Below are 12,527 nucleotides of genomic sequence, written 5' to 3' on the forward strand. Positions count from 1 at the left end.
CGCTGTCGATCCACTGCGGACATACAAATCTGCTACAAAAACGTCCGCTTGAACACAGAGGGGCGGCAGCATGGATTTTCAACCGGGGGACGTGTTACGCGTTAAATGGGACGAGCGTCCTATTCGTGTGCTGATGAGTGACAACATCGAAACGTTCTACGACGCACTCTTGCCAGAGATCGGTTGGAACTTGGCTCGCGTGCGGACGGCCATCTATTACCGGACTGCAACCGCGTTCCTGCGGTCCAGCGCGGAGCGGCTCCGGAATGATCCGCTCACGAAGCAGGAGCGGGCGAGGCACCGGCCTGACCTGCCGATGCGGTTGTTTCAGAGCGACGACGCCGTCTGGAACAAGCCTCTCGCCGATTGGCCGAAGATAGACATCGCAGTCGGCATAGAATGCCACCGACTGGCGCTCATCCCCTTTGGTCCGAAGGGTGCTCCACTGAGGCCGGTGGTCGTCGAAGCCGCGAATGGCGCCTCGCTTACAGGCAATGAGTTGCTCGTCGCAGCACACCACATGCAAGTTGCAGACTGTCCAGACGTCGAAGGTGTCGGTCTTTATCGCAGCGGCATTTCTGGTGGCATCCCATCTTATTACCTGTGGGGCGCGATTAACCAAGCTGGGCACTCTCGCTGATGGGTTCGACGTCCGATTTCCCCCAAAGCAGCCGGCTGCGTCGGACAGGTTCAACTTCAGCTCTGGGTCAGCTGCTGCCGGACGGGGCGCGTCCGCCGCAGGACAGCCGTGCCTTGGTTAACGGACGTGACGTCGCGGGCCGGACGCTCGGCCGAGCCGTAAGCCAGAGGATGTCCTCGGATTGGCGGGAACGAATTTCTTTCATGAAATCGACAAAATCTGCCACCTTACCCGTTCTCCAGAAAGCCTGGTGGATCTGGACGGTTAGCGATTTGTCTCAGGCGTGAGTCCACAAATTAAGCGAAGGGCTCGCCACATAGGACGGCCTTTACGGCATACCCGGATCAGTAAGCTTAAAAACCCGAATTCGATCTTGCAATACAACGTCTGGCGGTATGTAATTGCCGGGCCACTATATGTGGGTTAACCGTTCTGATGAAGGCTGATCCATGGACTGGACCGAAGATCGAATCGACCTCCTGCAACGATTGTGGGCTCAAGGACAGTCGGCGAGCCAGATCGCCGAGCAGCTTGGCGGCGTGACGCGCAACGCGGTGATCGGAAAGGCGCATCGGCTGGGCCTGTCGGCCCGCCCCTCGCCGATCAGGCGCGAGAGTCCGAAGCCGCGGGTCGCCCGCTTCAACGGAAACGGACGCACCTGCCTGTGGCCGGTCGGCGATCCGAAGCAGCCGGGCTTCCACTTCTGTGGCGAGCCGATCGAGCCGAATCGGCCCTATTGTGCCTCCCACTGCACCGTCGCCTATCACAGAAAGGCGGACGCCGCCGCCTGAGCGGGAGTGCTCCGCCAGCCGTCGAGCGGGCGACGCGCAGCCCGGCGAAAGGGCGTTACCAAAGGCGTTAATCTTGAACGGCTTGAAGCACGCGGCTATCGTGCGAAAGGTTTATGAATAAATAACAACGCCCGCCCGTAACGGAGCAGCAACAGGAGACTCTCGATGAACTACGCCGTCCCGCGCGCCAGCCGCCGCGGATTCCTTGCAGGCGCCGCCGCCACCGCTCTGGTCGGCTCGAGCGTCTTCGCCCCGCGACCGGCGCGGGCGCAAGGGAGTCTCAAGGTCGGCACCTATGGGGGCTATTTCCAGGATTCCTTCAACGAACATATCTTCCCGGTGTTCACCGAAGAAACAGGCATCGAGGTCGACTCCGTGGCGGAACCGACCGGCGAAGCCTGGCTCGTGCAGTTGGAAACCGCGGCGCGGGCCGGTCAGGCGCCAGCCGACGTTTCGATGATGGCCCAGGTCGCCCGGCTGCGCGGCGAGAAGTCGGAGCTGTGGGTACCGCTGGATCTCGAAAAGATCCCCAATCACCAATATGTGCAGCCGCATTTTATTCATCGGGACGCTGGGGACCAGGTGACCGGCATCGGCGCCGTCTCCTGGTACATCACCCTGGTGACCAACACCGACATCTATCCGGAGGCGCCCACGAGCTGGACCGAGTTCTGGAATCCCGAGAACGAGGATTCGATCGGGCTCCTGGCGCTGGCGAGTAACTCCTTCCTGCTGGAGATCACCGCCAAGACTCATTTCGGCGGCACCGACATCCTCGGCAGCCAAGAAGGCGTCCTCGAGGTGATGGCCAAGCTCCAGGAGGTGAAGCCGAACGTGCGGCTCTGGTATCGCGACGAGGGCCAGTTCCAGCAGGCGCTGCAGTCGGGCGAGATTCCGATGGGGCAGTATTATCACGACGTCACCGGCCTTGCCGCGGCCGAGGGCTTTCCGGTGCGCTCGACCTTCCCGAAGGAAGGCGGCGTGCTCGACTCCGGAAGCTGGTGCGTCACCCGTGCCTCGGACAAACTCGAGGAGGCGCACACCTTCATCAACTTCATGTGCAAGCCGGAGATCCAGGCGCTGATGTCGCGCATGGTCGGTACCTCGCCGACCGTGCAGCGCGAGCATCTCGACCTCACGAACAAAGAGTTCGATGCGGTCTCGAGCGAGATCCCCCCGATCCTTCCCAGATACGAGCTCTATCTCGAGCAGGGGGATTGGGTGAACCAGAAATGGTCGGAGCTGATCACCAGCTAAGGGTGATTGCGCCTGAATTTGGTTTCGTTTTCTTTTGTCATTGCCGGGCTTGACCCGGCAATCCATGGGGCCGCGGCACGATGGATGCCCGGCTCAAGGCCGGGCATGACAAGAGGGCCACGGCTTGCGAGTTTCGGTTACTATGATTGACGTCAATCGGCGCAGCCTCCGCTGCCGCGCCGTCTTGCTTTCGGAATGGGTCTCTCATCCGTGACAAACGGACTCGTTCTTCAGGGAATTGACAAGCGCTACGGCCAGGTTCTGGCCGTGTCGGATGTCAACCTGACGCTACCGCCGGGCCAGTTCGTCTGCTTCCTCGGCCCTTCCGGCTGCGGCAAGACGACGCTTTTGCGCATCATCGCCGGCCTCGAGATGCCGTCCGCCGGTCGCGTTCGTCTCGACGACAAGGACATCACCGACCGCCCCGCGCATCAGCGGAACTTCGGCATGGTGTTCCAGTCGCTGGCGCTGTTTCCGCATCTGAGCGTCGGCGAGAACATCGCCTACAGTCTGCGCATTCGGGGCGTCGACCGCGCCGCCCGGCGCCGGAAGGTGGAGGAGCTGCTCGAACTCGTGCGCATGCCGGGGCTGGCCGAGCGCCATGTCAGCCAGTTGTCCGGCGGCCAGCGACAGCGGGTCGCGATCGCCCGCGCGCTGGCGCTCGAGCCGAAGCTGTTCCTGCTCGACGAACCCTTGTCGGCGCTCGACGCCAAGCTGCGCGAGGCAATGCAGGTCGAACTGCGCCTGCTGCAGAAGCGGCTCGGCATCACCACCATCCTGGTGACCCACGATCAGCGCGAGGCGATGACCATGTCCGACCTGGTCGTCGTGATGGATCAGGGCCGGGTGCAGCAGGTCGGGCCGCCGCTCGACATCTACCGCCGGCCGGCCAACAGCTTCGTCGCCCAGTTCATCGGCATCAGCAACCTGCTCCCCGCCGTGATGGATGGCGGCGACCGGCTGACCGTCGCCGGCGCGCTTTTCACGGTGGCCGGCGAGCGCCCCGCGTCTGGGGAACGTCCCATGTCGGGCGGCCGGGTCACCCTGTCGATCCGGCCGGAGGACGTACATCTCTTCGCCGGCACGCAGACTGGGCCGAACCGCCTGCCCGGCACCGTCACTTTCGTCCGCGACGTCGGCGCCAGCGTCGAAACTTATGTCGATGTCGGCGGTGAGACGGTCGTTCAGGTCGCGGCACCGAAGGACCGCCCGCCGGTCAGCGCCGGCGACATGGCGACGGTCGAGCTGCCGGCCGAATCCTGCGTCCTGTTGCGCGAATGAGGCGCGGATGAGCGAAGTCCGTCCCGCTTCCGGCGGCCTTCTGCCGCTGATCTACCCGTCGGTCATGCTGGGGGTGTTCTTCCTCGTCCCCTTCGGCATCATGCTGGCTGTCAGCTTCTTCCATCGTATCGAGGGCGGCTTCTACGAGCCCGCCTTCGAGCTCGCAAATTACCAGCGCTTCCTGTCCGCCTTCTTCCTCGAAGCGCTCGGCATCTCGCTACTCATCGCCGGCATGACGGCCGTCATCTGCGTCGTCCTCGGCTTCCCCTTCACCTATCTGCTGACCCGCCTGCGCCGCCGCCATCAGGTCCTGTGGTTGGTGCTCCTGCTGTCTGTCCTGTCGCTGTCGGAGGTAATCATCGGCTTCACCTGGTCGGTTCTGCTGTCGCGCACCGCCGGGCTCTCGAACCTGCTGGTCTGGATCGGGCTGATGGAACGGCCGGACGCCTGGACGCCGGGCCTGACCGCAGTCACGCTCGGACTCGTCTATCTGGGGCTGCCTTACACCGTGCTGGTGCTCTACCCGCCCTTGTCGCGGCTTGAGCCCGACATTCCGGAAGCGGCCCGCACGCTCGGCGCCTCGCCAATCCGGACCTTCTTCACGGTGATCGTTCCCGGCCAGCGCCGCGCGATCCTGTCGGCGCTGGTGATGCTGTTCGTCTTCACGCTCGGCGCCTACGTCATTCCACAGGTGCTGGGCGGGCCGCCGCAATGGACGCTGGCGGTGCGGATCACCGATCAGGCGCTCTATCAGTCGAACCTGCCCTTCGCCGCGGCCATGGCGATCTTCCTGATGGTGGTGAGCCTCGGCCTGATCGGCCTGGTGCTGCTGCTCGGCCGCGAGCGGCAGCGGGCGGCATGAGGCGGTGATGGGGGGACGCGCGCTCCGGACCGCCTTTCTGGCGCTGATGCTTCTGCTGCTCTGCGCGCCGCTGGTCGTCGTCGCCGGCGTTTCGCTGAACGCGCAGAAGCGGCTGCTGTTTCCGCCGGAGGGGCTGTCGCTCGAATGGTACGGCGAGATGGTCACCAGCGACGACTGGCTCGGCCCGATCGGCAACAGCCTGACGATCGCCGCACTCAGCGCCCTGGTGGCGCTGTCGATCGCGCTTCCCCTCGCCTACGCACTCTGGCGCCGGCGCATCTTCTATGCCCGCGCCCTCTATGCCATCGGGCTCGCCCCCTTCATCCTGCCGCCGGTGATTTCCGCCTTGGGATTCCTGATCTTCTGGAACTCGATCGGCTATAGCGGGCGGATCGAGAACGTGATCCTGAGCCACGGCATCTTCCTCGTGACGCTGCCGCTGGTGACGATCTCGCTCGGGCTCGAGACGATCGACCGCGCCGTGTTCGAGGCGGCGGCGACGCTCGGCGCCGATCAGCGGACCACCATCCGCACGGTGATGCTGCCGCTGATCGTGCCCTACATCATCTCCGGCTACGCCTTCGCCTTCGTGCTAAGCCTCAACGAGTACATCATCGCCTATATGGTCGCCGGCTTCACGGTTGAGACGCTGCCGATCAAGATCTTCAGCAGCCTGCGCTACGGCTACACGCCGGTGATGGCGGCGGTCTCCGTCCTATTCGTCGCGCTGGCGGCGCTGATCTTCGGCCTGATCGGCCGCTTCGGCGACCTGCCGAAGCTGCTCGGCGCCTGGACGCCCGAAAAACGCTGACCGAGGCGGGGCTTCTGCGTCCGATACCTTCTGAAGAACCGACACGTTGGGGTTGCTTGGCCGATGGATTAGCGCAATCATCAGTTCTGACGCAGTGGGGCCTGCGGGAAACCTTGGTTAGTAGATCATCACCCCCGATGAGGGGGTGGATTGGAGAAGGTACATCTCGTGAGCACCGCCCCAGCCGGCCCGGAGGCAGGCCTGTTTGCCTCGGCCTTTCGATCACGTTCCCTCACCCCCCTCACCTTCCATCTTTCGACTCTCATCGCCCTGCTTCTCTCAGCGGGGCTTACGTTTGATTCGGCGCGGGCGGCACCGCTCGGCTTCGACTCGATCTATGTGTTCGGCGACAGCTTCGCCGATGTCGGAAATCATTCTCGCCTGACCGGCGGGGAGATCCCGTCACCACCCTATTTCGAAGGCCGCTTCGCCAACGGCCCGATCTGGGTCGACCATCTTGCGGAGAAGGCCGGGCTGACGCTGAAGCCGTCCGAAACGGGCTTCGATCCCGCGTCCGACCGTGCGGTGTCCTTCGGCTATGGCGGCGCCGGAACGGGAGCGGAGAATTTCAGCCCGGCGCGGGTTCTCGTGCCCGGCCTGCAGGGACAGGTCGCGAACTTCCGCAGCGCCCTCGGCGACGCCGGCACCACGGCCGATCCGGACGCGCTCTATATCCTCGCCGTCGGGTCCAACGATTATCTCCTGAACGTTACGTCCGGCCCTGCGCAGACGGTCGGTAATATAGCGACGGCGATCGAGCAACTGGCCGACGCGGGCGCGCGAAACTTCCTGGTCCCGAACCTGCCCGACCTCGGCATGACGCCGGCCGTGGTCGCCGGCGGCGTTTCGGAGTTCTTCACCGCCCTGACGCTGGGTCACAACCAGCTTCTCGCGGCCACCCTTTCGGATCTCGAAGCGGCCCGGCCTGGCATCGACATCGCCTCGCCCGACGTCTTCGGCCTGTTCGAAACGATTCTCGCCAACCCGGAGGCCTTCGGATTCTCGAGCAGCATCGCCGCAGGCCCGGCCTCGGGTTGCATCTTCCCGCCCTTCATCTGCAGGCCGGTCGGCGAGACGGACACCTTCTTCTGGGACGAGGTCCATCCGACCACGGAGGTCCACCGGCTCCTGGCCGATGCGGCGCAGGAGGCCATGGCCGTGCCCGAACCGCCGGTCGCGCTGCTGATCGGCACCGGCCTCGTCGCGATCGGCGTCGCCCGCACCCTCTCCCTCTCCCGCTTGCGGGAAAGGGCGGCAACGCCCAGCGGCCGGCGATCTCCGCTCGGGGCCAAAGGGCGCGACGGCATCGAACCCACGGACGCGGCTGACTGCCGCTGACGTCGTTGCCGCTCTCGTCGCCAGCACAGACGCCATAGGGGCGCCGTAGGGGCGTTAAGGAGAGGGAGCGATGTGAAACACTGGCCACTGGGATTGTGGCGCTCGCTCTCCGGGACAGGCCTGCTTCTGGGAACGCTGTTCTTCGCCGCGTCCCTGACGCCGACCCTGGTGCCCCGAACCTACATCACCCAGGGCGTCCTGGGCGGAAGCGTATTCGCCGTCGGCTACGGCCTGGGAGTCTTCTGGCGCTGGCTCTGGAGCTACATGGAGCTTCCGACTTTCCGGGAACGCGCCCTGCGCACCGCCAATCTCGTTATCGCCGTCTTTTGCGCAGCGACGGCCGCCGCGTTTCTATGGCGCACCGCCGAATGGCAGAATTCGATCCGCACGCTGATGGAACTCGATCCGGTCACGAGCGGGCACCCGATCAAGCTATGTGCGGTGGCGGTGGCGACCTTTCTAATTCTCCTGGGGCTCGCCCGGCTCTTTACGTTGGTCTTCCGGCTCGTCGCCGGCCGTACCCGCCGTTTCGTCCCGCGACGGGTCGCCAATGTGATCGGGACTGCCGCCGCAGTGCTGCTGTTCTGGTCGCTCGCCAGTGACGTCTTCTTCAACGTTGCGCTGCGCGTCTTCGATTCTTCGGCCCGGCAATACGACGCCCTGATCGAGCCCACATCCCCGCAGCCGAGGTCGACGCTCAGGGCGGGCGGCCCCGCCTCCCTCCTCCGCTGGGAACAGCTGGGACGGGCCGGCCGCGAATTCATCGCGTCCGGGCCGAGCGCCCACGATATCAGTGCCGTTTCCGGTCGAGACGCGATGGAGCCGATCAGGGTGTATGTCGGCCTGCGCTCCGCGGAAACGCCGGAGCAACGCGCAAAGCTCGCGCTCGAAGAGCTGAAGCGCACCGGAGCCTTCGATCGCTCCATGCTTATCGTCATCACGCCGACGGGATCGGGCTGGGTCGATCCGGCGGCAATGGACGGCGTCGAATATCTGCATGGCGGCGACGTCGCAAGCGTCGCAATGCAGTATTCCTATCTAGCCAGTCCGGTGTCGTTTCTCGTGCAGCCGGGCTATGGCGAGGAGGCCGCGCGCGCCCTGTTCTCGCAGGTCTACGGGTACTGGAGAACTCTTCCGAAAGACAGGCGGCCGAAACTTTACCTGTTCGGCCTCAGCCTTGGCGCAATGAACTCCGAGAGGTCGACGGACCTGTTCGAGATATTCGAAGACCCGATTCAGGGCGCATTGTGGAGCGGCCCGCCATTCACAAGCAGGCTCTGGCGCAGGGTTACGGATGGGCGCAACGCCGGCTCTCCGGCGTGGCTTCCCCAGTTCCGGGATGGGTCGCTCTTCCGGTTCATGAATCAGAACGGTGCGCCCGAACAGACGGGCAGCAGCTGGGGGTCGATGCGCATCGTCTATCTGCAGTATGCGAGCGACGCCGTTACTTTCTTTGACTATCGCGACTTCTATCGCAGGCCGGACTGGATGGTTCCGCCGCGCGGTCCGGACGTGTCTTCGGAGCTGCGCTGGTATCCTGTCGTCACAATGCTCCAGCTCGCGCTGGACACGGTCATGGCGTCCACGACGCCGATCGGCTACGGCCACGTTTATGCGCCCGCGCACTACCTCGAAGCCTGGCTGACCCTCACGGATGCGAAGGGGTGGTCCCCCGACCGGATCGCCAAGCTGAGAGCGCATCTGACCAAAGCGGCGGCCGCCTCTGCCGCCGCGCCCGAAGACGACGAGGAGCCTTATGCCAACCGAGGCGGCTGAGGAAGTCGTACGGGAACGGGTAGTCGTCGGCAGTCATGCCATCGGTCTCGGTGGCGGCGCGCAGCGCGCAGACATGGTGACCCGACTTGCCGCCCTCGATGCCCGGAAGGACACCGCGTTCTCGACCGACATCGACGCCTGACACCATCATTCGCAACATCTGCGAAAATCGACGCCCATCCGGCGGGGGCAGGTGCGTGGAGTGCGCCTGCCCCCATAGAGTCAGAGATGACTCAGCGCTTGTTCAAGTCTGACATGCCCTTTGAAGGCGCTGGAGCCGCTCGGCTCCTCCCCGTGCTCGATGGCATGGGCGAACTGCACCGCCGGGTCGCGTTCCAGACGCTCGAAGAGACGCTGCAACCCTGGATAGTCGCGCCGGTCGATGACGTCGTGATACTTGGTCCAGCGGGCAATGCCTGCAAAGTAGGCATCGGCCAGCGTGGGCCAATCGCCGAGCAGCCACTCGTTGCTCCCCAGCATGCGTTCGAGATCCGCATGCACCTTGACGACGTTCGTGATGCCGTACGCCCTCAAGGCCTCTTTCTCTCCGGCCTGCAGCTCATGTTCCACCGTGTACCAGAGCGGGCTGAAGCCGTTGAAGAAGCTCGTGTTGAGAAAAGCCAGCGTCTGGTTGAGCCGGTCGAACGCGGGCGTCCCTTGCGCAAAGGCCAAGCCTTTGTCGAAGCCGTCCGGACCGAGATGGTTGAGGATCGCCATGCTCTCGGCGATGACTCTGCCGTCCGCCGTCATCAAGGCCGGGGTCTCGCCGACCGGGTTGATACGCAGATAGCGCTCGCTCTTCACTGTCTCCGGCATCTCGATCCGGCAGAGCCTGTATGGCTTGCCCAGCCATTCGAGCGCGACGATCGAGCCGAAGGAGCATCCCGAGGGCACGCCGTAAAAAAGAATGGGTTCCATTGCTTGGTCTCCGTTGCTGATGAGACCGGCAATGTGCACTCGTGGACCCTGCTGCTGTAGATGGGATATACGCACCTCATGGTCCACAAACATGGACGATGGCGATGTACAACCTGAACGACCTCCTGATCTTCGTCCAAGCCGTCGACAGCGGAAGCTTCGCGGCCGCCGGTCGACAGCTGAGCCTTCCGAAGTCGACCATCAGCAAACGCGTGGCGGAGCTCGAGGCCGCTCTCGGGGTTCGGCTGATCCACCGGACCTCGCGCAGCTTTGCGCTGACCGACATCGGCCGGGATTTCTATGATCACGCGCGCGCTGCCGTGATCGAGGCGGAAGCCGCTGAAGATATCGTCCGGCGTCGGCTCGCGGAGCCCAGCGGAACCGCGAGGCTGACGACCTCGGTCCCGACCGCTCAGTTCCGGCTAGCCGACCGTCTACCCGCCCTCGCGCGCGCCTATCCGAAGCTGGAGGTTCAGTTGCATGTGACCGATCGCTTCGTCGACCTTGTGCAGGAAGGGTTCGACATCGCCATACGCAGCCATTTCGCGCCGCTGCCGGATTCGGGTCTCGTTCAGCGCCGCATGGGGACCGACCGGATCATCCTTGTCGCATCACCGGACTATCTGGCAGAGCGCGGTGAACCGGAGACGCCCGAATCACTGACCGGTCATGACGGGCTCATTGTCAGCCCATCAAAGAGGAAATGGGTTCTCAGTCACAGCGACGGCCACGCCATCGAAATCGAGCCCAAGGCACGATTGATGGCCGATGAATCCCTCGTGCTCCTGGAATCGGCCATTGCGGGTCTAGGGATCGCCTGCCTGCCGGAAATGATGGCGGCCGAGAGCATCAGGAAGGGCGAACTCGTTCAGGCCCTCCCCTCCTGGACCGCCGGAGTCGTCACGACGACCATCCTGACACCGCATCGCCGCGGCCAACTTCCCGCAGTCCGTGCGGTCATCGATTTCCTATCCGAGGATGCTCGACGAGCAGCCGTGGCGGAAGAGTAAGAGGATTTCCGGGTCTACGGCCGAGACGGATACCGGGTCGCGCTCCCTGCCCCGCCTGCTCTGGCAGCTACCGATTCTCGTCGAATCTAGCCGATAATCCTCATTCCCACTCGATCGTGCCCGGCGGCTTACTCGTCACGTCGTAGACGACGCGGTTCACACCGCGGACCTCGTTGATGATGCGGGTCGCGACGCGGCCGAGGAAGTCGTGCGGGAACGGGTAGTAGTCGGCGGTCATGCCGTCGGTCGAGGTGACGGCGCGCAGCGCGCAGACATGGTCGTAGGAGCGCGCGTCGCCCATCACGCCCACAGTCTTGACCGGTAAGAGCACCGCGAAGGCCTGCCAGATCGCGTCATAGAGGCCGGCGCGCTCGATCTCCTGCAGATAGATCGCGTCGGCCTTGCGCAGGATCGCGAGCTTCTCCGCCGTCACATCGCCCGGCACGCGGATCGCGAGGCCCGGGCCCGGGAAGGGGTGGCGGCGGATCATCCGCTCGGGCAGGCCCAGCTCGCGGCCGAGCGCCCGCACCTCGTCCTTGAACAGCTCGCGGAGCGGCTCGACCAGCTTCAGCTTCATTCGCTCCGGCAGGCCGCCGACATTGTGGTGCGACTTGATGGTGACGCTGGGGCCGCCGGTGAAGGAGACCGACTCGATCACGTCCGGGTAGAGCGTGCCCTGCGCCAGGAAATCGGCGCCGCCGAGCTTCGCCGCCTCCTCGTCGAACACGTCGATAAACAGGCCGCCGATGATCTTGCGCTTCCGCTCCGGGTCGGTCACGCCGGCGAGGCGGCCGAGGAACAGCTCGCGCGCGTCGCGGTGGACCAGCGGGATATTGTAGGAGTCGCGGAAGATCGTCGCGACCTGCTCCGCCTCGCCTTCACGCAGGAGGCCGTGATCGACGAAGATGCAAGTGAGCTGGTCGCCGATCGCCTCATGAATCAGCACCGCGGCGACCGAGGAATCGACGCCGCCCGACAGGCCGCAGATCACGCGGCCTTCGCCGACCTGGTGCCGGATCTGCTGGATCGCCTGCTCCTTGAAGGCAGCCATCGTCCAGTCGCCGGCGCAGCCCGCCACCCGATGAACGAAGTTCGCCAGCAGCCGGCCCCCATCGGGCGTATGCACGACTTCGGGATGAAACTGGACGGCGTAGATCCGCCGCTCGTCATCGGCAATCGCGGCGAAGGGCGCGCCGTCGCTGACGCCGACGACCCGGAAACCTTCCGGCAGCCGGACGACGCGGTCGCCATGGCTCATCCAGACCTGCTCGCGGTCGCCCTTTTTCCAGACACCCTCGAACAGCGCGCAATCGTCCGTCACCTCGATGAAGGCGCGGCCGAACTCCTGATGGTCCGAGCCCTCGACCGCGCCGCCGAGCTGGGCGCAGATCGTCTGCTCGCCATAGCAGATGCCGAGGACCGGCACGCCGAGGTCGAAGGCGATCTGCGGGGCGCGCGGCGTGTCGCTGCCGGTGACCGAGGCCGGGCCGCCCGACAGGATGATCGCCTTCGGCGCGAAATCGGCGATCCGGCCGGGATCGGCGTTGAACGGAAAAATCTCGCAATAGACGCCGCTCTCGCGCACCCGCCGGGCGATCAGCTGGGTGACCTGGGAGCCGAAATCGAGGATGAGAACGCGGTCGGTCATGATGGGTGGCGCATAATTGTCAATTCGCGAGAACTTCGCAAGCGCTGATCCGAGTCCGGAAGCTGCGTTCAGCGGGCGGGCGGAACACCAAACGGCCGCGCATGTTGCATTCAAAAGGCACTCCTGCCCCTGGATCGACGCACGCCGTGGGGAGATCAGCAATGAAACAATGGGCCGGGCGTGGCCGCGACTCAT

At 64.7% G+C, this 12,527-nt stretch carries 12 protein-coding genes; 10 read left to right on the forward strand and 2 right to left on the reverse strand.

The window, feature by feature from the left end; translation table 11 throughout:
* Positions 1–70 precede the first annotated feature (70 nt).
* The 9 genes from DT069_RS07320 (at position 71) to DT069_RS24915 (ending at position 8,898) form a co-directional block, all read left to right on the forward strand.
* Positions 71–640, forward strand: coding sequence for a hypothetical protein (locus DT069_RS07320; RefSeq protein ID WP_119459617.1), 570 nt, complete (start codon positions 71–73; stop codon positions 638–640).
* A gap of 449 nt (positions 641–1,089) precedes the next feature.
* The gene (locus DT069_RS07325) at positions 1,090–1,431 is read left to right on the forward strand and encodes a GcrA family cell cycle regulator (RefSeq protein ID WP_119459618.1); all 342 of its coding nucleotides are present in this window, start codon (positions 1,090–1,092) and stop codon (positions 1,429–1,431) included.
* 165 nt (positions 1,432–1,596) lie between these two features.
* Entirely contained in the window at positions 1,597–2,688 is a 1,092-nt protein-coding gene (locus DT069_RS07330; protein WP_119459619.1) for an ABC transporter substrate-binding protein, read from the forward strand.
* Between the two features lie 210 nt (positions 2,689–2,898).
* Positions 2,899–3,969, forward strand: a complete 1,071-nt coding sequence (locus DT069_RS07335; RefSeq protein ID WP_425450076.1) for an ABC transporter ATP-binding protein — start codon at positions 2,899–2,901, stop codon at positions 3,967–3,969.
* A 7-nt stretch (positions 3,970–3,976) separates the two neighbouring features.
* Positions 3,977–4,831 carry an ABC transporter permease gene (locus DT069_RS07340; RefSeq protein ID WP_119459621.1) on the forward strand — a complete coding sequence of 285 codons (855 nt, stop codon included), beginning with the start codon at positions 3,977–3,979 and terminating at the stop codon, positions 4,829–4,831.
* 7 nt (positions 4,832–4,838) lie between these two features.
* Positions 4,839–5,642, forward strand: coding sequence for an ABC transporter permease (locus tag DT069_RS07345; RefSeq protein WP_119459622.1), 804 nt, complete (start codon positions 4,839–4,841; stop codon positions 5,640–5,642).
* 168 nt (positions 5,643–5,810) lie between these two features.
* Positions 5,811–6,980, forward strand: a complete 1,170-nt coding sequence (locus tag DT069_RS07350; protein WP_162913034.1) for an SGNH/GDSL hydrolase family protein — start codon at positions 5,811–5,813, stop codon at positions 6,978–6,980.
* A gap of 72 nt (positions 6,981–7,052) precedes the next feature.
* The gene (locus DT069_RS07355; protein ID WP_119459624.1) at positions 7,053–8,756 is read left to right on the forward strand and encodes an alpha/beta hydrolase; all 1,704 of its coding nucleotides are present in this window, start codon (positions 7,053–7,055) and stop codon (positions 8,754–8,756) included.
* Positions 8,737–8,898, forward strand: a complete 162-nt coding sequence (locus DT069_RS24915; protein WP_425450077.1) for a hypothetical protein — start codon at positions 8,737–8,739, stop codon at positions 8,896–8,898. Before DT069_RS07355 ends, DT069_RS24915 begins: the two co-directional genes overlap by 20 nt.
* 80 nt (positions 8,899–8,978) lie before the next feature.
* Here the strand turns inward: DT069_RS24915 and DT069_RS07365 are convergent, their stop codons facing one another.
* Positions 8,979–9,674 (reverse strand): glutathione S-transferase family protein, encoded by a 696-nt coding sequence (locus DT069_RS07365; protein ID WP_119459625.1) that lies wholly within the window; start codon positions 9,672–9,674, stop codon positions 8,979–8,981.
* Positions 9,675–9,778: 104 nt separating this feature from the next.
* On the opposite strand from DT069_RS07365, the gene DT069_RS07370 reads away from it, so the two are divergent.
* Positions 9,779–10,684 (forward strand): LysR substrate-binding domain-containing protein, encoded by a 906-nt coding sequence (locus tag DT069_RS07370; protein ID WP_119459626.1) that lies wholly within the window; start codon positions 9,779–9,781, stop codon positions 10,682–10,684.
* Between the two features lie 100 nt (positions 10,685–10,784).
* On the opposite strand, the gene guaA is transcribed toward DT069_RS07370, so the two are convergent.
* Positions 10,785–12,332: a glutamine-hydrolyzing GMP synthase gene (guaA, locus tag DT069_RS07375; RefSeq protein ID WP_119459627.1), complete on the reverse strand. Its 1,548-nt coding sequence runs from the start codon at positions 12,330–12,332 to the stop codon at positions 10,785–10,787.
* Positions 12,333–12,527 lie beyond the last annotated feature (195 nt).

The organism is Virgifigura deserti, assembly GCA_003576685.1.
In the GTDB taxonomy this organism is placed as follows: Bacteria; Pseudomonadota; Alphaproteobacteria; order Dongiales; family Dongiaceae; genus Virgifigura; species Virgifigura deserti.

What these genes read in the sequence shown, in the direction of transcription:
- DT069_RS07320 (WP_119459617.1), top strand. Translation starts at nt 71, where the DNA reads ATGGATTTTCAACCGGGGGACGTGTTACGCGTTAAATGGGACGAGCGT.
- DT069_RS07325 (WP_119459618.1), top strand. Translation starts at nt 1,090, where the DNA reads ATGGACTGGACCGAAGATCGAATCGACCTCCTGCAACGATTGTGGGCT.
- DT069_RS07330 (WP_119459619.1), top strand. Translation starts at nt 1,597, where the DNA reads ATGAACTACGCCGTCCCGCGCGCCAGCCGCCGCGGATTCCTTGCAGGC.
- DT069_RS07340 (WP_119459621.1), top strand. Translation starts at nt 3,977, where the DNA reads ATGAGCGAAGTCCGTCCCGCTTCCGGCGGCCTTCTGCCGCTGATCTAC.
- DT069_RS07345 (WP_119459622.1), top strand. Translation starts at nt 4,839, where the DNA reads ATGGGGGGACGCGCGCTCCGGACCGCCTTTCTGGCGCTGATGCTTCTG.
- DT069_RS24915 (WP_425450077.1), top strand. Translation starts at nt 8,737, where the DNA reads ATGCCAACCGAGGCGGCTGAGGAAGTCGTACGGGAACGGGTAGTCGTC.
- DT069_RS07365 (WP_119459625.1), bottom strand. Translation starts at nt 9,674, where the DNA reads ATGGAACCCATTCTTTTTTACGGCGTGCCCTCGGGATGCTCCTTCGGC.
- DT069_RS07370 (WP_119459626.1), top strand. Translation starts at nt 9,779, where the DNA reads ATGTACAACCTGAACGACCTCCTGATCTTCGTCCAAGCCGTCGACAGC.
- guaA (WP_119459627.1), bottom strand. Translation starts at nt 12,332, where the DNA reads ATGACCGACCGCGTTCTCATCCTCGATTTCGGCTCCCAGGTCACCCAG.